21 protein-coding genes are annotated in these 22,097 nt (G+C 44.0%); 13 read left to right on the top strand and 8 right to left on the bottom strand.

All coding sequences use genetic code 11. The features are described 5' to 3' along the window. Positions 1–32 precede the first annotated feature (32 nt). The 9 genes from B9T34_RS05875 (at position 33) to B9T34_RS05835 (ending at position 11,217) form a co-directional block, all read left to right on the top strand. A complete protein-coding gene (locus B9T34_RS05875; RefSeq protein ID WP_086212235.1) occupies positions 33–1,364 on the top strand; it encodes an MFS transporter in 1,332 nt (443 codons plus the stop codon). Positions 1,365–1,471: 107 nt separating this feature from the next. Beyond that, entirely contained in the window at positions 1,472–2,734 is a 1,263-nt protein-coding gene (locus tag B9T34_RS05870) for an OprD family outer membrane porin (RefSeq protein ID WP_086212234.1), read from the top strand. A gap of 323 nt (positions 2,735–3,057) precedes the next feature. Continuing rightward, positions 3,058–4,770 (top strand): FAD-dependent monooxygenase, encoded by a 1,713-nt coding sequence (locus B9T34_RS05865; RefSeq protein ID WP_228147410.1) that lies wholly within the window; start codon positions 3,058–3,060, stop codon positions 4,768–4,770. Then, the gene (locus B9T34_RS05860) at positions 4,767–4,952 is read left to right on the top strand and encodes a hypothetical protein (RefSeq protein WP_086212232.1); all 186 of its coding nucleotides are present in this window, start codon (positions 4,767–4,769) and stop codon (positions 4,950–4,952) included. The genes B9T34_RS05865 and B9T34_RS05860 overlap by 4 nt, the downstream gene beginning before the upstream one ends. 331 nt (positions 4,953–5,283) lie before the next feature. Next, on the top strand, positions 5,284–6,258 hold the full coding sequence (locus B9T34_RS05855; RefSeq protein ID WP_086212231.1) for a SphA family protein: 975 nt from the start codon (positions 5,284–5,286) through the stop codon (positions 6,256–6,258). A gap of 59 nt (positions 6,259–6,317) precedes the next feature. Beyond that, a complete protein-coding gene (locus B9T34_RS05850; RefSeq protein ID WP_228147409.1) occupies positions 6,318–7,124 on the top strand; it encodes an SDR family oxidoreductase in 807 nt (268 codons plus the stop codon). Between the two features lie 81 nt (positions 7,125–7,205). Further along, positions 7,206–8,426, top strand: a complete 1,221-nt coding sequence (locus B9T34_RS05845; protein WP_086212230.1) for a multidrug effflux MFS transporter — start codon at positions 7,206–7,208, stop codon at positions 8,424–8,426. 170 nt (positions 8,427–8,596) lie between these two features. Beyond that, positions 8,597–9,940 (top strand): MFS transporter, encoded by a 1,344-nt coding sequence (locus B9T34_RS05840; protein ID WP_086212229.1) that lies wholly within the window; start codon positions 8,597–8,599, stop codon positions 9,938–9,940. Positions 9,941–10,092: 152 nt separating this feature from the next. Beyond that, complete coding sequence (locus tag B9T34_RS05835; RefSeq protein WP_086212228.1) at positions 10,093–11,217, top strand: FAD-dependent monooxygenase; 1,125 nt, start codon at positions 10,093–10,095, stop codon at positions 11,215–11,217. Between the two features lie 57 nt (positions 11,218–11,274). Here the strand turns inward: B9T34_RS05835 and B9T34_RS05830 are convergent, their stop codons facing one another. The 7 genes from B9T34_RS05830 to B9T34_RS05800 form a co-directional block, all read right to left on the bottom strand. Then, positions 11,275–11,703 (bottom strand): DUF2147 domain-containing protein, encoded by a 429-nt coding sequence (locus tag B9T34_RS05830; RefSeq protein WP_228147408.1) that lies wholly within the window; start codon positions 11,701–11,703, stop codon positions 11,275–11,277. Positions 11,704–12,156: 453 nt separating this feature from the next. Further along, positions 12,157–13,356, bottom strand: coding sequence for an MFS transporter (locus tag B9T34_RS05825; RefSeq protein WP_086212227.1), 1,200 nt, complete (start codon positions 13,354–13,356; stop codon positions 12,157–12,159). 129 nt (positions 13,357–13,485) lie between these two features. Next, a complete protein-coding gene (locus B9T34_RS05820; RefSeq protein ID WP_086212226.1) occupies positions 13,486–14,628 on the bottom strand; it encodes an FAD-dependent monooxygenase in 1,143 nt (380 codons plus the stop codon). Positions 14,629–14,644: 16 nt separating this feature from the next. After that, positions 14,645–15,475: an alpha/beta fold hydrolase gene (locus tag B9T34_RS05815; RefSeq protein ID WP_086212225.1), complete on the bottom strand. Its 831-nt coding sequence runs from the start codon at positions 15,473–15,475 to the stop codon at positions 14,645–14,647. Positions 15,476–15,584: 109 nt separating this feature from the next. Beyond that, entirely contained in the window at positions 15,585–16,013 is a 429-nt protein-coding gene (locus tag B9T34_RS05810; RefSeq protein WP_086212224.1) for a lipocalin-like domain-containing protein, read from the bottom strand. Between the two features lie 13 nt (positions 16,014–16,026). Continuing rightward, positions 16,027–16,989 (bottom strand): alpha/beta fold hydrolase, encoded by a 963-nt coding sequence (locus B9T34_RS05805; RefSeq protein WP_086212223.1) that lies wholly within the window; start codon positions 16,987–16,989, stop codon positions 16,027–16,029. Between the two features lie 41 nt (positions 16,990–17,030). Next, positions 17,031–18,008 carry a VOC family protein gene (locus B9T34_RS05800; protein WP_086212222.1) on the bottom strand — a complete coding sequence of 326 codons (978 nt, stop codon included), beginning with the start codon at positions 18,006–18,008 and terminating at the stop codon, positions 17,031–17,033. Positions 18,009–18,206: 198 nt separating this feature from the next. On the opposite strand from B9T34_RS05800, the gene B9T34_RS05795 reads away from it, so the two are divergent. The 3 genes from B9T34_RS05795 to B9T34_RS05785 all read left to right on the top strand — a co-directional run bounded on the left by B9T34_RS05795 (position 18,207) and on the right by B9T34_RS05785 (position 21,226). Continuing rightward, positions 18,207–19,013 (top strand): alpha/beta fold hydrolase, encoded by an 807-nt coding sequence (locus B9T34_RS05795; protein WP_086212221.1) that lies wholly within the window; start codon positions 18,207–18,209, stop codon positions 19,011–19,013. Then, entirely contained in the window at positions 19,010–20,239 is a 1,230-nt protein-coding gene (locus B9T34_RS05790) for an NAD(P)/FAD-dependent oxidoreductase (RefSeq protein WP_086212220.1), read from the top strand. The genes B9T34_RS05795 and B9T34_RS05790 overlap by 4 nt, the downstream gene beginning before the upstream one ends. Positions 20,240–20,308: 69 nt before the next feature. Further along, positions 20,309–21,226, top strand: a complete 918-nt coding sequence (locus B9T34_RS05785; protein WP_086212219.1) for a LysR family transcriptional regulator — start codon at positions 20,309–20,311, stop codon at positions 21,224–21,226. A gap of 86 nt (positions 21,227–21,312) precedes the next feature. Here the strand turns inward: B9T34_RS05785 and B9T34_RS05780 are convergent, their stop codons facing one another. Continuing rightward, the gene (locus B9T34_RS05780; RefSeq protein ID WP_086212437.1) at positions 21,313–21,540 is read right to left on the bottom strand and encodes a DUF2798 domain-containing protein; all 228 of its coding nucleotides are present in this window, start codon (positions 21,538–21,540) and stop codon (positions 21,313–21,315) included. A 199-nt stretch (positions 21,541–21,739) separates the two neighbouring features. On the opposite strand from B9T34_RS05780, the gene B9T34_RS05775 reads away from it, so the two are divergent. Then, a complete protein-coding gene (locus tag B9T34_RS05775) occupies positions 21,740–21,949 on the top strand; it encodes a hypothetical protein (protein ID WP_086212218.1) in 210 nt (69 codons plus the stop codon). The last annotated feature ends 148 nt before the right edge of the window (positions 21,950–22,097 follow it).

The following is a 22,097-nucleotide window of genomic DNA, read 5'->3' as shown; positions in this document are numbered from 1 at the left end:
ATCGTGATGATGCTTGCTGAAAGGGATAGACAATGTCGATAGATATTAAAGCAGCAATTGAAAATAAAGCCATGAGCCGTTACCAATGGGCCGTGGTGACTTTACTGGCCGTACTTTTTTTAATTGACGGTCTAGATTTTATGATTATGACCTTCGTCGCAAATTCAGTGGCGCAGGATTTAGCGTTAACCTCAACGCAAGTTGGATTGCTGATCAGTATGGGGTTGATCGGTATGACAGTCGGTTCAATTTTTATTTCGCCTTTGGCAGACAAAATTGGCCGCCGTAATTTGATTTTAATCAGCCTCGTGATTTGCTTCACGAGCATGTTTGGCTCAGGCATTGCCAATACTATGAATGAATTGTTGGCATTGCGTTTCATTTCGGGCTTAGGTTTGGGTGGAATTTCAACAGTTTGCATGGTTTTGGCCAGTGAATATTCTTCTAAAAAGAATAAAGGGCTTTCGGTTGCCATACTTTCAGCATGCTACGGTGCTGGAGGCTTTCTAGGCGGAATGCTAACTAAGTATTACATCAATGACTTTGGCTGGCGCTATATCTTTATAGCAGCAGGTGTCATTACTTTAGTGATGTTCTTTGTTTCTCTAAAAGCCTTGCCAGAATCGATTGAATATCTGATGTATAAGAAACCAAAAAATGCGCTGCAGCGCCTGAATCATTTGCTCAATAAAATGGAGATGGATACAGTTCAAAACTTGCCTGAATTGGAATTGAAAACTGAAGCGAAAGGGTCATTTAAATTATTGCTTTCGGGTCAATATATCCGTCAGACAGTACTTCTTTGGTTTGCCATGTTCTTTATTTTATTTGGTTTCTATTTTATTTTGGGCTTTACGCCAAAAATTATTGCGGCATCAGGATTAAGCAATGAGCAAAGTATTCAAATTGGCATGATGGTGAGTTTGGGAGCAATTGTCGGCTCAATTATCTTGGGCGTATTGACGACTAAAATTGGCCTGTTTAAATCGCTGATGGCATTTTTAATTTGCAATGCAATTTCTATGATTTGTTTTGTTGCCCTGTCAAATGTACTCACTTTCATGATCGTATTTGGCATTGCATTGGGCATGTTTGTAGCGGGCTCTCTGGCAGGTACTTACTCAACCACCATGAATGTTTACGACGCCAATATGCGTTCGACAGGTTTAGGTGTGGCGACCGGTGTAGGCCGTTTTGGTGGAATATCATCTCCAATTACAGCCGGTTATTTACTTGATCAAGGTATTCCAGCGCTCACGCTTTATGGATATTTTGCACTAATTTTTGTCTTTGCTGCATTGGCTATATTCGTACTGTACAGATTGATTAACCGACAGCCGCACCTAGCAGCGCAGACGTCATAAAACACGTCAGATTTAATACTTCAAATTTAAATTTTCGATTTTAACTAAAGCACATTTCAGGACATGCACTGCATGTCTTGTGCTGAACTATGCATGGAATAAAGCAAATGGAATTTCGTTTAACACAAAGTGCAGTGATTTTAGGGTGTTTCATCAGCTCAGCGGCATTGGCTGATTTTGTTGAAGATAGCAGTGTTGCTGTAACTGCCCGTAATTTTTATTTAGACCGCAATTTTACCGATCCAGAAGTGAAACAATCAGCTGCCCGCCAGTGGTCGCAAGGGTTTATTTTAAATGCAAAGTCTGGCTATACAGAGGGTGCCGTTGGGTTGGGTATAGATTTATATGCAGGTGCAGGCTTTAATCTCTGGGGGAAAGAAGGCTATCAAGGTACTGCTTTGATGCCTGTAGATAAAAATGGTGATCCAGCCGATTCTTTTGGCAAAATTGGCCTGACTGCAAAAGCCAAAGTGTCACAAACTGAAATTAAAGCAGGCACGCTATTTCCAAATATTCCTGTTTTGCTTGGTTCTCCAGCACGACTCTTGCCGCAAATCTATCGGGGTGTGGCTTTAGAATCTAAAGACTTAGAAAACTTTAAATTAGAAGCGGGCTATGTAGACCGTGTAACGCATCGAGATTCTACCAACTGGGAAAAAATCAAGCTTTCAGGCGCGAACATGAAATATCCGTCGGTGGAAACCTCAGGCCTGCATTATGCAGGCGGCTATTACTACTTTAACCCTGAACGCGTGGTGGGTCTGTTCTATGGCAATTTACATGATGTATATAACCAATATACGTTGTGGTCGAAAAATACCTACCATTTTGATGAGCACTACAGCCTATTCAATGATTTCCGCTATTTCCAAACAGTCGATGAAGGTGAAGCTTTAGCGGGTAATATTGATAACCATCATGGCAATATGATTGTGGGACTCGGCATTGATAACCATAAAATTAGCGCAGGCTATATTCATAACTCAGGTGATACAGGTTTTCCCTACTTAAGTGGCGGCGAAACCAATACTTATATGGATGCCTGGGGCAGTGATTTTTTAAACCCAAATGAAAAAGCATGGTCTGTCCGCTATGACTACGACTTTAAAAATCAGCTGCCGGGTTTGAAATTGATGACTCGCTATACCAAAGGCTCAGATATTCATCTTGAAAACTTAAAGCCGGGTCAGGAACTCGAAGAGCGCAAATTTGGTATTGAGTTAAGCTATCAGCTGCAAAGCACGCCGTTAAAAGGCTTGTTTATCCGCCTGCGCCATGAAGATTACAAAAATGATTTTGGCCCCAAGGCAACCTTTAAAACGGCCAAAGAGCAGCGTGTAAATATCGACTATACGTGGAAGTTTAAATAATTCTTTCCACTTGTTTAAGTCAAGATAAAGAATAATCCTGCAAGAGGATTATTCTTTATTTTTTCAGAGGATTATGCGGTAAAAGAAATCCTCAACTGAATAAAAAAACACATTTTTAAAAACTTGATTTTTCATATTTCTAACAGCATACTTATTAAAAATTACTTAATATGTAAATAAATTATGTAATGCATAATTTATTAAATAAGAGAAAATATTTTGCAGTCTGAAATTTGGGTATTGAAGCTGTTGAGACACAAGTGAACGTATCCAGCTGAATCGGCAACTGTAATGAAAATGAAGAATGAAATGACAAGGAGTCAATGATGCATAACCCAGCTACAGAGCCTAGAAAGTCTTTGTATTATAACTACCAAGTGTATCCATATTTTCACACTGCTGAAGCTGATGCAGCAGATGATCAGACAGTCACAGTGGTGGGGGCAGGTCCTATAGGCATGACGGTTGCACTTTTGCTCGCGAAGCAAGGTGTTAAGGTTATTTTACTTACTGCCGAACAGCAGCTGTCTGAGGGCAGCCGAGCTTTGGTGTACACCAAACGGTCCATGGAAATTTTACAAGCGGCAGGTGCTGCTGAACGCATCATGACTAAAGCTTTGCCGTGGACGCATGGCAATTCTATTTATAAAGGCCAAATTGCTTTCCGTATGGCATCGCCGACCAGTGTTCATGATCAGTTTGCGCCTTTAAATAATCTGCAGCAGAACTGGCTGGAACATTTCCTTTTAGACAGTATTCAACAGCAGCCCAATATTGAGGTGCGTTGGGGCAACAAGGTTAGTGATCATATTCAAGAAAATGATCAAGTCACTTTAACAATTGAAACGTCGGAGGGCAGCTATACACATCACGCAAAATGGGTTGTTGCAGCCGATGGCGGCCGTTCCCCAATCCGTGAGCGCATGAAGCTGCGAATGCAAGGTGCCAGTTATGAAGGTCGGTTTGTGATTGCTGATATTCGTATTAAGCTGGATTATCCAACTGAGCGTTTAGCTTATTTTTCTCCAGACTGGAATCCCGGCAATACTATTTTGATGCATCGTGAACCAGACAGCATTTGGCGATTTGATTATCAGCTAGACCCTGCGATTTCTCCGGAAGAAGCGCTGTTGCCTGAAAATTTGCATAAGGCTGTCAATGACCAGCTGAAAATGATTGGCAAAGACCATTTAGAATGGGAAATGGATTGGAGTACCGTTTATTCTGCACGTGCTTTAACTTTAGATCGTTATGTTCATAATCGAATTATTTTTGCGGGTGATGCAGCTCATTTACTGCCTATTTTTGGTGTGCGGGGAGCCAATACAGGCTTTCAAGATGCGCAAGATATAGCGTGGAAACTCGCTGGCGTAGTGAAGGGCTGGGCCTCAGAGAAACTATTGCAGAGCTATAGTTGTGATAGAGTTGGTGCTGCACGGGAAATTATTGCAGAAGCAGGAAAATCCACGCGTTTTATGGCGCCGCCAACAGAGGGCTATCGCTTATTGCGTGACGCGGTGCTGTCATTATCATTGGAGCATGAATTTGTGCGCCCGCTTTATCATTGGCGTACCTCAAGACCGCATGCATATACACTTTCACCTTTAAATAGTGCTTGTGATGACAACGCTAAAATGAATGAAATCACAGAAAATGGCGCGTTAATCCCGAATTTAAAATTTGCAGATGGCTCATATTTATATGATGCAATTTCTGGAAAATTTACTGTCCTAGCGATAACGGAGCAAGGCCAGCTGCCTGCGACTTTAAGTGCAGAAATAACTGCGCTGAAAGTGCAAGGTATTCCAATTCAAATCATCGCTTTAGCAGTAGACGGACAAAAGTCAACAGAAGCTGAGCATACTTTTAGTATTACACCAGAAATTGCTGCAGAACAATTTTTTGCTCAAGCTGGCGCTGTTTATTTAGTCCGTCCTGAACACCATATAAATGGACGTTGGATGAACTATGTCGAACAGTCCATCACACAAACTTTAAATCAATTTCTGCACAGCGCACAAGGAGTGACAGTATGAACACAATCAGCATTCCAGATTTAGAAAAAGTCTATGATCTGCTGGCAGAAACTTTAGATAGCGTTTCTGAGTCCAAACGAGAACTTTTTTTAGTGAAACTGGCATTACTCAGCGCCAACCAAATACAGGATGGGGCTGTATTTCAGGACTTGGTGCATCAAGCCAAAGTATTTGAAGATTAATGGCGAGATTTATCGTGTAGCTCATGTTTAAAAACAAGCTAGTACTGCTTTGAAATAGCGGTGTGATTTCAGCATCTCTATTTCATGGAGCTGAGCTGTCTATCTCAAAAAAAAAGCAGAATGCTTTAGATTCTGCTTTTTTTAATTAAAATTCATGATTTTTTTGATTATTACTCGTCTCATTCTTATAGATAGAATTGCTATTTATGCTGCTGCAGCATCACTCTGGTATCTATTAATTTCATAACTGAATTCGTGTTTTTTTGGTGACTTTATTTTGTACATTTCAATAGTTTAACAACTGGAATAAACAAAGCTAATGGAGTCAGCAATGTTAAAAAAACAATTAAAGCAGGTATTTGCTTTAAGTATTTTGAGCATGTCTATTGTTCAAACGGTTTGGGCTTTAGAGCCAGGGGCAGCACCGCAGGCGCCAGCAGGCAATACCATGGGTATTCCTTTAAGTGCGCCGCTTCCGCCAGGTTTGTACTACACCAGTTCAACCAAGCATCTAAACGGCCAATTGAAGGATGATAACGGCGACAATATGGGGCTTAAATTAAATGCGCCAGCGTCTACCTCTATTTTTATCTATACCCCAGGCTTCCAGCTGTTAGGCGGTGATTATCGTGCATGGCTGGCTGTGCCATTTATTCTGGCAGAGGAAGAAATCAGCAACCCTATGCTTGGGGAAGTAGGCACGCATTCAAATACCAATATTGCCAATATTGATGTGCATTTTGCAGATATTGCTTGGACTTTAAGCCCAGGGCAATTTGTCAGTGCAGGGGTGGGCGCCATTGCAACAACAGGTTCTTGGAAACTTGGCGGCACCAATACCAGCGGTGAATACTGGTCAATTAATCCACGTGTTGGCTATAGCTTAATGAATCAAGACTGGAATATGTCTTTTGAATCTCATTATTTTTATAACTTTGAAAATGATAAGACCAAGTACCTCTCTGGCGATGAATTTTTCTTTGATGCTACTGTGCTGAAAAAACTGGATTCGATTCATCAGGGCCTGCAAATTGGACCGATTGGCTATGTGCGTGAGCAGGTAACCAGTGATGAAAACAACGGCACTGCTTATTATGGCACGACCAATGGCAAAGCGCGCCAGATTGGTTTAGGCGTACAGGTGCTGAAAGATTTTGGCCGCGGCTTGTTCGTAGGTTTGAGCTGGTCTAAAGATTTAGAAACTAAAAATGCAGTCAGCAATGATGGCCGTTTTGCGCTGAATATTTCAGTGCCAGTGTTTATGAAAAATAAGCCTAAACCTGCTAACGCGCCAGCAGAATTTTAAATAAAATTGGAAAATAGAGCCTGTGATATGCAGGCTCTTTAAATGAAAGGACGGACATTATGCTGCTGCAAAATCATACGATATTGATCACAGGCGCGGGCTCAGGATTGGGGCTGGGCATTGCAAAATACTGCAAGGCGCAAGGCGCAGAAGTTATTGTTACAGATATCGCAGAAGAAAAGCTGCAGCTAATTGCTTCTGATTTTAATGAGCAGGATTTATTGCTTTGCTGTGATGTCACTAAAATTGCAGACTTGCAGCGCTGCAAATCTGCAATTTTAGATAAATACTCAAAATTAGACGCCGTAATTGGCGCACAGGGTATTTTTGATGGCAATTTGCCGATACAAAGCATGACAGCAGAGCATTTGGATCAACTCTTTGATGAACTGTTTCATGTCAATGTAAAAGGCTACATGCTGACAGCACACATTTTTGCCGATTTGCTGAAAGCCAGCAAGGGTGCACTGGTCTTGACGACGTCTACGGCTGCCTATGCTGCAGATGGCGGCGGCGCTGTATACACAGCAACAAAAGGCGCAATCCGCAGTTTAATTCAGCAATTGGCTTTTGAGTTTGCACCCGAGATTCGGGTCAATGGCGTAGCGCCAGCGGCGATTGGCAACAGTCAATTAAAAGGCCCGAAAGCCTTGAATTTGGATCATCAAAAACAGTCTGATATTCCTAAAGATGCCTTTTTAAATCTGTTTCAATCCATCAGTCTGCTGCAGGATTTGCCGGATGCAGAAGATTATGGCGCAATTTACGCCTTTTTAGCTTCACAGCAAAACAAAGTGATGACAGGGCAAACCATTGTGGCTGATCAAGGGCTATTAAACCGTTCTGTATTAAGCCAATCACACTAAAATCTGACGTTATATGTTAAGCAGCTTGCTGAGTAACGGCGGGCTGCAGACTGATATTTAAAATAATAAGGAAAATGGACCATGCAAGTGACTGCATCTTCAAATCCGTACCGTAAGAGCTGGATTTTATTGCTGGCTGTCCTTACAGCCATTGCGCCATTATCGACAGATATGTATTTGCCTGCTTTGCCAGATATGGCGCAGGACTTTAATGTGTCTACAATCTTGGCTGCAAATTCACTGCCAGCCTATTTTTTGGGCTTAGCTATCGGCCAGCTGATCTATGGGCCGATCAGTGACCGCATTGGACGTAAAATACCGCTTATTTTTGGTTTAAGCCTGCATATTATTGCCAGCATCTTATGTATTTATGCAGACAGTTTAAGCACCTTGCTGATTGTCCGTGTGCTGCAGGCGCTGGGCAGCTGTGTGGGGCTTGTTCTTGCGCGCGCAGCAATCCGTGATGTTTTAGATACTGCCAGTGCCGCCAAAGCATTTGCCAGCATGATGATTGTGATGGGGATTGCACCTGTCATTGCTCCGACACTTGGCGCATGGCTGCTGATCTTTTTTCCATGGCAGTCTATTTTTGTAGCCTTAACAGCGTTGGGGATTGTCAGTCTCATTTGGGTGCTGCTGCAATTTAAAGAAACGTTGCCTGCAGAACGCCGTTTAAAGCTGTCCTTTATGCAGGCAGGTCAATTGTATGTGCATATTGCGCAAGACCGCAGTTACATATACCCCATGCTGGCTGGCTGCTTCAGCTTTGGTATTTTGTTCTGTTATATCAATGCAGCATCTGCGGTTTTAATGGACCAATACCATTTCAGCCAGCAGCAGTTCGCCTATGTTTTTGGTTTAAATGCTGTAGGCACAGTTTTGCTTTCATCTATGAATCATAAGCTGGAAAAGAAACACAGCGTAGCGCAGCGTTTGAAAATGGGCGGTGCAGTACAAGCATTTGGTGTAGTTATATTGCTGCTTGCATTTATCTTTTCGGCATTTGAGCTGCCTTTAATGCTGGTAGGTCTGTTTTTAGCTGTCGCTGGTATCGGGTTAACTGCGCCTAACTCTACGGCTTTAGCCATGTCGCAGCAAGGGCGTCAGGCAGGGTCTGCCAGCGCTTTGATGGGCAGCTTGCAATTTGGCTTTGGTCTGCTCAGCGGGGTGTTGCTGAATGTTCTGTTATGGACTGCGCAAATCAATATGACCCTTTCAATGCTGTTCTTTGTGGTCTGTGCAAATGCAGCAATTTTTATGACGCAGCGCTATTTAAAATCGCAGCTCCTTTTTGCCAAATAAAATATCAAAATAACGCTGAAACCGTTTTCCTTGGTTGCCGTTCGAAAGAGCGGTTTTTTTTGTTATCTATTTTTGCCATAGCTAATATCCAGCTTCATCCATTTAAGTCTAAAAAGCCTGCGCTATGCTAAAAATCTCTAATGATTAAATGCATAGACAAGGATGCGCATATGCATATTCAAGCATTTTTAGATCAGCATGGCTGGACTAAATTTCAATGGTTTATATTTATCATGATGTTTTTGGTGGCGTTCTTCGACGGTATGGACACGGCTGTGATGGGCTATATCGCGCCAGATTTAATCCGTGACTGGAATATCAGCAAAACTGATTTAATTCCTGTCCTCAGTGCGGCGCTGGTTGGCGCAGCGATTGGCGCAATTGTTTTAGGTCCATTGGCAGATCGCTTAGGACGTAAGACATTACTCTTATTTTCGGTCTTTATTTTTTCATTCAGCTGTGTACTATCCAGTTTTGCACAAAATCTGACTCAGCTGGAGATTTTACGCTTTATTACCGGTTTAGGGCTGGGTGCGGCCTTGCCGAATGCCGTGACGCTGCTTTCAGAATATTGTCCTAGCCAGCGCCGTGCATTTATTGTGAATACCATGTATTGCGGGTTTCCAATAGGAGCTGCTGCGGGCGGTTTTGCGGCCGCTTATATTATTCCGTATTTTGGATGGCAAAGCATGTTAATGCTATGCGGCGCTTTGCCTTTGCTTCTTTGCATATTTATGGCGGTATTTCTGCCTGAATCTGTCCGCTACTTATTGTTAAAAGACGCATCGAATGATCGTGTACAGAAGATTTTACAAAAGCTAAAGCCAGCTGTGCAGCCCATCCAGATTCATTTAGAAGAAAAGAACACGCCATTGTCAGCTATGCAGTCTATGAGAATGGTCTTTTCCAGAAAATACGCCGTTGGAACCCTCAGTTTATGGCTATGCTTTTTTTCAGGACTGATGATTTTTTACGGCATTATTAACTGGATGCCTGTACTGTTTAAAGAAGCGGGCATGCCGCCGCATTTAGGCCCAGCAGTATCTGGCTTATTCGCTTTGGGCGGCATAGGCGCGATGCTGAACGGCTGGCTCATGGACCGCTTTAATGGCAATCGCATTATTGCCATTTGTACTTTTCTAACAGCTATTTGTGTTGCACTGATTGGCACAGTCATCGATTTTTCTTTAGCGCTGTTTATCCTCTTGATGATTTGTGCAGGCACACTGCAAAATACTGCTCAATCATCATTGCCAGTTTTGGCGGCAAAATTTTACCCCACAGCTATCCGTACGACAGGAGTATCTTGGATGTGCGGTGTCGGCCGTTTTGGTGCTGTGGCGGGAACCATGAGTATGGGTTATCTAGTCAATAGCTCAATGAGCTGGGGGCTTATTTTTGCCGTGTTAGCGATTCCTGCTGTGGTGATGACCGTGTGCATGCTGCTTAAGAATCATTATGAAGAAAAGGCAGATGAAGGAAAGTATTCAGCTTCATCCTATTCTGCAGAATAAATTGAAATGGAAGGCAAATCCGCTTTTGCTATCACAATTTTGCATAACTGTTTTCAGGCTAAAGAGCTAGAGCAAAAGCTGGAATTTAACTAAGATCAAAAGATTGCAAAGGAAAATTTGCAGTCTCAGGACTCAACAATTAAGGATTAATAATGAATATACTCGTGCTTGGCGGCGGTATTGGCGGCATGGCGGCTGCAATAAAATTAAAACAGTCTGGACACGCAGTAGAGCTGGTCGAAAAATCTGCTGATTGGAAAGCCTTGGGCACTGGGCTGACTTTATCTGTATTAACGCTTCGCGCACTTTGTGATTTAGGCGTTCAAGATGAAATTGCTGCGCAAGGCTTTGTGCACGATGGCGTTGATATTTATGATCAGCACGGCGGTTTTATCCGTACAGTATTGTCCAAGCGAATGATTTCTGATGATTTTCCATCTGAAGGCGCAATTTTACGTCCTGTACTGCATGATATTTTATCTAAAAAAGTCATGGCTTTAGAAATCCCAGTATTTTTAGGTGACAGTATTGCTGAAATACGAAGCAGTTTAGAGCATGGCAACTTTGTAAAATTTGAAAGCGGACGCGAACAGCATTATGACTTAGTGGTAGGCGCAGACGGCGTGTTTTCAAAATTGCGCCAGCTGCTGATGCCAGAACAGCAAGCGCCTGAGTATACGGGGCAAGCCTGCTGGCGTTTGCAGTTTGACCGTCCAGCAGACATTGTGCGCGGCCGTATGTTTCAGTCAGAAAAGATGAAAGTTGGTTTTAATCCCTGCAGCCCAACGCAAATGTATATGTATATGATGGAATGCGTGCCTAAAGAGCAGGTATGGCGTGAGCCTGAAGATTTGCCTCGTATTGCTAAGGAACTGCTTCAAGAATTTGATGCCGTCTTAAAACCGTATATTGACAGTATTGATGATCAAACGCCTATTATTTACCGTCCTTTAGAACGGGTTATGGTCAATGGTGATTGGCACCGCGGCGCGGCTTTGCTCATTGGCGATGCTGTGCATGCAACGACACCGCACTTAGGCTCTGGCGCGGGTTTAGCGGTTGAAGATGCGATTGTACTGGCGCAGATCATAGACCAATATGGCAATGATTTAGAAAATGTATTTAAAGCTTTTATGCAAAAACGCTTAGATCGCGCCCGCTTTGTGGTGGAAACTTCGGGCGAAATTGGCCGTATGGAAATTGCAGGCGAGTCGATGATGGCGCGCAGTATGCTGTTAGCCAAAGGTTTTGAGCAGGTGACAACTCCATATCTATAAGCAAAAATCGACATATGAAAAAAGCCTGCTGAATGCAGGCTTTTTATTTCAATTCATTTATCGAATGCGCACCCAAGACAGTTTGCGGCTGGCTTTATCAGAATCGGAAGGACTGCGTAAAATCATCATATTGCCACGTTTGCTTAGCTTGCCTTTAACTTGATACTGCTGATTAATCACAGGGTCTGTAACGGAACCAGAAGTCAGCTGATAAGGGTCTTTAAGATCCTGCTTCATATCTTTCAGTAAATGAAAACCTTTTAGTTTGGATAAATCTTGAGCAGGCACGTTAGGCGGGTTAAATGCTTCGACAATATGGCCTTGATAGAGATTTGGACGAGGTTCAGTAATTTGAACCTTCACTAATGTAAATCCGCTTTTATCATCTATAACTTTCCATTGGCCTGCCAAATCAGTGGCCTCACTGGAAAAAACCGACTGAGCTATGGCTAATGTGATTAGCGCGCTAAAAATCCTTTTAAGCATAATTTCAACCATGAATATTCAAAAAGAGTGAAAAATCATCAATTTTTTAAAATCATAAAAATTAATAATTTGAGTGTTAAATTGAAAAGAAAATATATGATTTGATTAGAATTTATGCAATGGCATAGACAGAGTGCAGCGCCATTGAATTGTGATATCAGATATATAGGAATTGTATATCTTTTAATCAGATTTAAGACTTAGAAGATTCTGCTTAAATCTATTTGTTGAATTAGAAATGTTTTTAGCGTGAATATAAAAAATATAATGCCGATGGGGGCTGCGCAGAATAAAAACTGGCATTAAACAATAATAAAGACATTAAAAATGTGGATTGAATTAAAGCAACGCAGAGCGTGATAAAACTTTAACTCGTACAAGTTTAAATCGGACTCCAATCCGAAATAATGAAAATGCCGATACACACCCATGTTCGGCATTTTCAAGCTCTATTTAATTTGCTGCTTGGGTTTCTTTTTCCGCTTCAGATGAAACTGGAATATTGGTTTGCCCGTTCAAAACGGCTTTACGAGTTTGGCTAAATAAGAAAACTTGCACAGCCACTGCCACACAACAAGCGTAGCCGATTGCTTCGAAGCCAATGAATTTTACCAATGTGCCACTGATAAAAGGCGCAATGGCAGCACCGACCATCAGCATGGCTGGTGTACCAGCCACTGCACGTCCTGTTGGATCTAAACGCGCCAGCAGACCGAAGGCAAAGGTATGTACAAACAGAATGGTAAATGCCATAAATGGCCCAGCAAATGCAAAGATGTAATATTGATTGGTTTGTGTAACCATCAAAGCAAAAATGGCTTGGAATATTGGACCAAAAGCAATAATGGCAGTAATGCTGACGCGTTTTTCCAAAAGTGCGGCTAAAGGAGCTGGGAAGATCGTGACTATGCCATAGATCACTAAGGCCATAGTGACCATATCCCGGCCAAAACCGCGCTCTAAACCAATCCGCTCATAAAAGCTTAAGGTCATCGCTTGTGTCATCGCGAGAAGTGCAACACCAATCATACAAAACCAAACCGGTTTGCCTAATGGGGGAAGATTTTTGATTTGCTCAAAATTATCAAAATCCACAGAACGCGTTGGTTTAGGAAAGAAAAATAAACAGGCGATCGCGGCAAGGCCCATCACAGCGGCCATCACCAAAAACATACTGCTACCGCCAAACTGTTGAATGATGCCCGGTGTACCTCCTAAGAAGATGACGCCAAAAATACCAATAGCAAGACCTGCAATACCAAAAATACGGTGAGGGTTTAAGCCATGTCCCATGGTGCCATGCGTGACACTCAGTGCTGCACCTGCCGCCATACCGCCAAACAAATGTAAAGCTGCTAAGACAGGGAAACTATATGTATTTGCAGATAAAATAAATGCAACCATTGCTAAGGCAAAGCCTAATACAGCGGCGATTTTTACCTGTATTTTATTGAACCGTGGTGCAAAATAAAGACTTGCCCCAGCGGCTCCCATTAAGAATAGTGTTGCTAAACCACCTGCTTGCTGAGGGTCAAAATGGTAATGCGCAATCAATGTACCAACCCAAATTGGTAATGCAACCAAGTCAACCATACCTGCACAATGCGCGAGCATGAGTGCAAGCATTCCTCGCTTACTTTCAATTTTAACCATAATGTTTCTCCTATGGCGTACTTGCCATGTATTTGCTCGTCTATGAGCCCGATTTATGTAATGTTGATCCGTTTCTATTTCTTGTTTTTATAAAAAATAAGCCCCCGCAAATGATGCAGGGGCTTTGAATTAAATGGCTTCTTTTAACAGTTCTAAGGCTTTGCTGACGACAGCTGTTTGCGCTTCGACAGGCGCGCGCTGCTGTTCTAAACGTCCTATCTCCATAGAGCTTTGTGTGACTAGGCGGCAGCGCTGTTCACGCCGCTGCATAAACTGCGTAAAGGCTTTTTCCACGTCAGATTCTGCTGCAAATATTTCAGCCAATACCAAGGCATCTTCAATTCCCATGCCTGCACCAGAAGCCAATTGCGGGGTAGTCGGATGCGCTGAATCACCAATCAGCAAGATGCGGCCTTTATACCAAGGCCCCGGCAGATCAAAGCATTCCAGCGGGCGGAAGTTGATATCTTTATTATCCGCCTCAGTCAGTGATTCGCGGATGTCCGCCAAAATGCCGTCATAGCCTTCAAGCAACTGCTTCAAATTTTTGTAGTTGTCTTCTGGTTCCTGCCAGCGCTGTTCACAGCGTTCAAGTAAGAACATATACATATGATCTTGCGATACTGGAGTAAAACCGACTTTAACTGGGCCGCCAAGGAAATAGGTGCGGCGTTCGACCGAAGCTGGGCGTTTTAAAAATAAACGCCAGCAGCTTTGACCGGTATATTCGGCTTTCGGCGCATCTGGGAACAGCATTTGACGGGTTTTAGACAATACGCCATCTGAGCCTAAGACAAAGTCATAGCGGCCCGAAGTGCCGTCGCTGAAAGCAACCGTCACTGCATTTTCGCCTTGATCAAAAGCATCAGCAGTAATGCCTAAACGCATTTCAATGCCCGCATCTTTGACATATTTATGCATAATCGAATGCATGGTCGGACGCATGATGCCGCCGCTGCCTGCCGTGTCAGCATCTTGCAGCATAGGTGTTGGTAAAATGCGCAGCGGGTTGCCTTGCGGGTCGCAGACTTGAATGCCTTCACCCACATAGGCTTGATTGGTGACTTCATCATAAACACCGAGCTGTTTCAGCGCGCGTAAAGTTGGGCCAGTAATGGTTAAGCCTGCGCCGAGTGCGCCCCAATTTGGGTTAATGTCGATTAAATCCACTTTCAGGCCAATGCGTGAAAGGGTAATGGCAGCAGCCATGCCGGCTGTGCCTGCGCCGATAATCAGTACTTTTTTACCGGCAGATGCGGATTGTTGAGTCATCTGAGTCTTCCTTGATTCATTCTGATTTCAAAAAATTAGCGACGAGCTGGGTAAAGCTCTTTGCATGCTCAATTTGCGTCCAATGACCGCACTGGCTGAAAATGTGCAATTGACTGTTTTCAATCCAGTTCAGCATGGTCATTGAAGTAGAGAGCGGAATGACTTTGTCATCACGGCCATGTACCATCAAAGTTGGCTGTTGAATTTTGCGGATATCGCTTTCTGCATGCGACATGGCTTCGACCCATTGCTGACGCGGTGCAGGGAACATGCGCTCGTATGCTGCGCGGGTATCTTCTTTGGTACTGGCGATATAACGCATTTGTACCAAGTCATCGCCCACCAAATTTTGGTTGTAGGCAAAAATTTTCATAATGGCCTGCATATTTTCAAACGATGGGGTGTAGCCCCAAACTGCATCCAGTCCAGCCGTCAGCTCAAAGGGCACACCGACACTTCCCATGAGAATCAATTTATTCACGCGTTCAGGGTGATAAATGGCCAATGCCAAAGCCATTGAACCGCCAAATGAGTTACCAATCACATTGACTTTGTCTAAGCCAAGGGCATCCATAAATGACACGATTTGCTTAAGCCAGTTTTCACGGTTAAAGCTCACGTCTTCAGGAAATTTGCTGTAGCCAAACCCTGCAAAATCAGGGGCAATTAAGCGGTAATCGTTTTGCAATGCTTGAATAGTCAGACGCCAGTTAGCCCATGCACTGACGCCTGGGCCAGAACCGTGCAATAGTAAAACGGGTTCGCCTTGGCCGACATCATGATAATTGGTGAGGATGTCGCCGCATTGAATGCTGTGGCCAATTTCAGGGTTTGTCATTGTGTTCATATTCATTCCTTGAAAATCTGTAAAATGGCTTCATTTATCTTTTACACCCTCTTTGTATTTCTCCCAGAGGGAGAAAGGGGCGACATAGCAAAGAAGCGCCTTTAAAAATTTATGCGCGTTTCCACAGCAGCAGCGCTGTACGGGCTTCTGAAGTATTTTCTTCAAGACGTGCGGTTAGGCTGAGTAGGCCTTGTTCATCAAACTTGAATTGACGTTTTTGCTGTCCGCCCACCCAGTTTGGAAATAGACTCAGATCGACTAAATGGGTGACCACGCCTTCTTCCAAGGTGTAACGGCCTGCATAAGACAGCATGCTGTTATAGGCGCCAGCCTTTTCTGCATCAGAGGCGTTCCATTGACCGCCTGTAGTGAAATTGCCGCGGTTGGCTTTGGTGATTTGGCAGCTCATATAGCCGTCTTCTGTATATTGGATCACGCCTTGTGGGCCTTCACCCATGGGAAAAACCACGCGCCCATCGTCATAATTCTGTTCGAAAGTCACCAGTTCCCAGCGGCCGGTTAAATTTGGCTGTGTCATGTGTATTTCCTATTTATTCATCATTGGTTTGCAGGTCTTGCCCGAGCAGAAATTGCGTCACGATGCTGTTATGCACCTCAGGGCTTTCAAATTGCGCCCAGTGACCGGTGTCCTTCGCGCAGAAGAACTGACCTTGTTGCACTTGCGCTGCGATGTGCTGACCCAAAGTCGGCGGTGTGCGGTTGGCATCGCCCCAATACACCAAAGTTGGCTGTGAAATTTGCGCTGCCAAAGCATCCGTTACTGCATGCTGCTGAATGGTGCTGCCAGACAGATATTCGGTAATAAACTGCTTCTGCACTTCAGCCAGTTTTGGCTGCTGATACAGCGCTTGACGTACCTGAATCGCTTCATCAGTCAAGCGTTCAGATTTGGCTAAAATACGCGCCATGCGGGTACGCACATTGTCAAAAGTTGGCTGTTCCAAAACTTCAATCGAGCTGGCTAAATTACTTGCCCAAATCGGTTCGACATAGCCTGCAATGGCGCCTTCATCCGGTTTGTAGCCCATGGTGGTGGTCAGCACCAAACGGTCGACTTTTTCAGGGTGCTGAATCGCCAGTTGCATGGCGACCCAACCGCCCATAGACTGACCTTCAAAATGCGCAGATGAAATATTCAGCACATTCATCACATCTAAAATCTGATCAATTAACAGGGGAATCACTGCGCGATCAAAGCCTTCCGTTTGTGAACGGCCATGCCATAAAAAGTCCATGGCAATCACATGGAAGTGCTCTGCCAATGCTGGAATGTTGCGGGCATAATTTTCCAAATGTCCGCCTGTGCCATGCAGCAGGAATAGTGCAGGTGCAGCTGGATTGCCTGCTTCTAAAATACGGCTGCAGTACTTGCCTTGAACAATACGAATATCACTGTGAATCAGCTGTACCCAATAATGTTCTACAGGCTGAACGCTGTTTTCAGCCTTGTTTTGAGTTTTATCTTGCACTGCATTTTGAATGTTGGCATTCATCTTAAAATCCCTTTCTCAATCAAATCATCGTGACCAAGTGCTTAATCGTTTAGCGTTTCAGCCTTGCTTTGTGAGATCGGGCCTTTCAGTGTGCCATCCGATTTTTCTAGACCAAAGGTCCATTCAGTGAAGATGTGCGCTTCGGCTGCAAAGTCGGTCGACTCCCAATCTTCCGTCACGATGTCTTCATCAGCTGCATATTCCCAAGCGCCGCCAAATGGGGTGAGGAAGTACCAGAAGCAAGCAGATGAAACCCGGTGACGGCCTGGGCCTGCAAAAGTTGTCCAGCCTTGTGAGTCGATATGCTGACCGCCAAAAATCACTTCATGAATATCGCGGACTTTAAATGCCAAATGGTTGAAGCGCGTACCCGGCTGTTTGCCATTCATAAAGAATAGGTGGTGGTGGTTGCCTTCTGCGGAGCAGCGGATAAATACACCGCGGTCTGCATAGCGGTCTGAAACACGGAAGCCTAAGCGGTTTAAATAGAACTTTACGGCATCGCCAGCGTTGTCTACGCCAATCGCCAAGTGGCTGATTTCATAAGGCTGGGCTTTTTCATAACGCGGGGCACGGCTGTTGACACGCTTTGGCTGACTTGGTGAATTAAACTGTGTATCGTTAAATGGAATATAGCTGCGTTGAGCCAAACGGAATGCAAGGCGAATACCCAAGTCATCTTGGCTATGTACTGTGCCGTCGGCATCAATCGTCACTTCACGGTCGGTACGCAGTTCTGCGGCAATCGCATCCAAATCTGCTTGATCAGCCACGCCCCAGACCATTTCGCACATGCCGCTTGGGCTGCCAATAGGAGTGCGCAACGGGTTGGAAGCATCTGCTTGGAAAATTTCAACTTGTGAACCGTCGGTGGTTTCAAACAGATAGCTGTTGTCTTGAATGGCCTGCACCTGTTTTAAGCCCCAGTCATTGGCAAAACGCAGCGCATCTTGCAAATTTTCTACGCCAAAACGCAGGCAGTCCAAACCTTTAATATGAAAATCTTTTTCTGTAGACATCATCTACTCCCTATTCGAAAACCATCAAGTTATTCATCCTTGATGCTCACTTTAGAGAGCAACGGCATGTAAAAAAAGCATTTAACTTATAAAGCAGTTATGCATTATTTAGATAACTGCTTTAGATTTTAAAACCTAGCGGATCACTCAGCAAATTGCGTAAGGTAGCCAAAATATAAAGATTTGGAGCAATTCGACATGAGGTCACTTCCGCTATTTCATTATCAAACACAGGGTAAAGCTGGCGCAGACTGGATCACCTTTATACCGGGCATAGGCAATGACTTAAGCTTTTGGGCGGCGCATGCAGAAATTTTAGCAGCGCATTTTCAGGTTCTCACTTTTGATCCGTGGGGACATAATCTCAGCCCAGAGCCGCCAGAAAATTGCAGCTTTCAAGATGTGGTTGATGGCGTGATTGCGCTGTGGGATCATCTCGGCATTCAGCAAAGCGGTGTGGTAGGTCTTGGTTTTGGCGGCTCGGTGTCTTTATCTATTGGGCTGAAATATCCAGAGCGCGTGAGCCAAATTGTGGCCTGCTGCTGCCGTCCACGCCAGCCGGATGACCGCCATGAGTTTTGGCGTGACCGCTGTGCCAAAGCCCGCGCCAACGGTTTGGAAAAACTCGGTGATGTCACGGTAGACCGCTGGTTAAGTGAAGAATTCAGAGCAGCACATCCGGATGTTGATGCGCAGTTGCGTGCCATGATCAAACGCACGTCGGTCGAAGGTTACTGCGCTTATGTAAATGCTTTTATTGAAATGGATTTTTCACAGCAACTGGGCAACATTCAAACGCCCGTTTTACTGCTGGCGGCAGAGCATGATCATGGCGGCGGTCCAGTCGAAGATATGCAGAAAATGGCAGAACAATTGCCAAATGCAGAAATAAAAATGATTCAAAACAGCGGGCATATTTGTAATTTTGAAGCCCCAGAACAAGTCACACAGCACCTCAAACAATTTTTTAAAGCTGATGCAATTCAAGGAGTGAAAAGCGCATGATGAAACGAGTTGTCATTATAGGCGGTGGACACGCCGGCTGCAGCTGTGCCAAAGCACTGCGCCATGAACAATTTAACGGTGAAATTGTTTTAATCAGCAATGAATCGGAACTGCCGTACCACCGTCCGCCATTGTCCAAGAGTTTCATTAAAGATGAAACGGAAATGGAATTGTCCAAGCTGTGTTTACAGCCTGAGAACTTTTATGAGAAATATCAAATTGATTTAAGGCTGAATACATCCGTCAGCGAAATTGATCCAGAGGAAAAACTGGTCAAACTCTATCATGGCGACATGCTGCATTATGATTATTTGGTTTTAGCAATGGGTACACGCCCGCGGCAATTACCTTTGCCGGGTTTAGAGCTGGACGGCGTGATGAGCCTACGTACTTTGCAGGATGCACGTAAGCTGCGTGACTCACTGTCAAAAGTGAAAAATGTAGTCATCATCGGCGGCGGTTTTATTGGACTAGAGCTGGCTTCTACTGCACGCACTTTGGGTAAAGATGTGACAGTTTTAGAGCATACACCGCGCGTCTTAGGCCGTTCAGTGGCGCCATTGGTGTCGGATTATATTGCCAATATTCACCGTGAAAACGGCATCAAGATTGAAACTGGCGTATTCATTAATGAATTTGTCGGTGACAATGGCAAAGTTTCAGGTGTGAAATGCGCACATGGCGTGATTCCTGCAGAATTGGTTTTGGTCGGTGTAGGCGCAATTCCAAATACAGAACTGGCAGAACAAGCAGGCATTCAATGTGAAAATGGCATTGTGGTGAACACTTCGATGCAAACCAATTTTGATGATATTTATGCCATAGGCGACTGCGCCAATCATCAAAATGCTTTTGCTGGCGAACGCCGCATCCGTCTTGAGTCGGTACAAAATGCCAATGATCAGGCTTTGACCGTAGCCAAAATGATTTTGTCGCAAAAAGCGGAATATAAAACTGTGCCATGGTTTTGGACCGATCAGGGCGATATCCGCCTGCAAATGACCGGTTTATCTTTTGATACGAGCGATTATGTGATTCGCGGTGATATGAAAAGCGGGCGTTTTTCTGTGTTCCATTATGCGAAAGATAAACTTGTTGCTATTGATTCGGTGAACCAACCTGTAGATCATATGATTGCACGGAAATTGCTGGAAGCTGGGATTACACCTTCCAAAATTCAAGCGGCTGATATCAATACCAATTTAAAGAGCTTACTTGCTGTTTAAACACAATTGATTCTGCGCGTTACTGAACCAGCCAACCCTCGGCTGGTTTAGTCATATAAGGATATTACAATGCAATCAATTTTGGATTCGAAGTGGCTGGTGTTTATTAAAGTTGCGGAGCTGGGCAGTCTGTCCAAGGCTGCGCATGCCTTTAATGTGCCGCAATCCATGATCAGCCGTCATATTGCACAGTTAGAAGAGCAGTGCGGTACACGCTTGTTTAACCGTACTGGGCGCGGTGTGGTACTAACGGAACTGGGCTATGAACTGCTGCCGCGCATTATTAACCTTGCGATTGAATGCGGTGCGATTGAAGATGACATTCGCACCTATGGCGGTGAGCCAATTGGTGAAGTGCGTGTGGGTTTATTGCCTGCTTTGGTGCGTCAGCTTTCAGGCGCGTTATACCGCTACGTAAAAGAACACCATCCGAGGATTGATTTGCATTTAAGCGAAGGCTCGAATGTGCATTTGGAAGAAATGATTGAGGAAGGCCGTATAGATATGGCTTTACTGCTTCGCGAGGGAGAAATGGTGAAGCAGGAAGAAGCCGTGATTGCGGAATTTGGCCTTATGCTGGTGGGGCAAAGCAATGACCCTTTGGTACAGCAGCCGACCATTAAACTGCGCGATTTACAGGATTTACCGTTAATAGTACCGAGCCGTCCGCATCCTTTACGTGCACGTTTAGACTTATTGGCACGGCAGATGGAATGCAAGTTTGACTGCATTGTAGAAGCGGACTCGAACCGTTTGCAGCATGAACTTGTGGCGGCTGGCGGCGGTTATGCGATTTCTTCAGGCCTGTTTGGTTTGGAAAATCAGCAGCGTTTGTCTGCAAGTCTCATTGTAGAACCTGAGTTGCACCGTAGTGTGGTGCTGGCGCATACCATACGCAGACCGAATACACGGGCGGCAAGAGTGGTGCAGCAATGGTTTGAGAAGCAAGCGCCGCAGATTTTGAAAGGAATGATTGTGAATCGGTGATGCACCGCATATGAGTCAAAAGGGTATAAAAAATGGGAGCTAACTGCTCCCATTTTTTATAGGTCGTTCATTTTAGACTTCGAAGCTTAAAGTTTAAAATTGAACATTTTTCCACTAATTACGAAAGCGAGTGGAGATATCACAAGGGAGAATAAAAACGCAACAGGCCAAGCGATTGCAAAGCTTGTTAACCATTCTTGAATCATTAAAGCGTTCAAACCTAAGTTTAGGATCGAGAAGAAGAGCGTCATAACAAACGCCATCATTCCTGAAATGAAAACTTGGGTGATGATAATGAATTTTTTCTGGTTCATTGCGTGAAAAACCTTATGTAACATTGATTCAGCGTGTGCTGAATGATGGTTAACGCCAAGGGTTCTAAACAGACTAATTCTCATATAGATGAGGGCCAGAATAACCAACTGACCTATCATTTTTAGGCAATAAGCGCGCATTATAATTTTTTTGCGTATTTAATTCAAACCAGCGTTAAGTTGCTTATGGCATGTACTTGTGAGCGATTATGCAATTTCTTGGGGTTTATTTGGTTTGGAAAATCAGCAGCGTTTGTCTGCCAGTTTGATGGTAGAGCCTGAGTTACACCGCAGTGTGGTGCTGGCGCATACAATACGCAGACCGAATACACGGGCGGCACGAGTGGTACAGCAGTGGTTTGAGAAGCAAGCGCCGCAGATATTGAAAGGGATGATTGTGAATCGGTGATGGTGTATGTAAAATTTAACTTCGTATAAGAAATTTTATGTTAAATGGAAACAGTTACCTACACAGTAGGGATTCCTTTCACTATTAAAGAATATATTTGGATATTAACTAATATGTTAATATCAATTTATAAGTAACAAATGATCAA

Source organism: Acinetobacter sp. ANC 3813 (assembly GCF_002135435.1).
In the GTDB taxonomy this organism is placed as follows: domain Bacteria; phylum Pseudomonadota; class Gammaproteobacteria; order Pseudomonadales; family Moraxellaceae; genus Acinetobacter.
The sequence above is the reverse complement of the archived record's forward strand: the minus strand, read 5'-3'. Positions and strand labels throughout refer to the sequence as shown.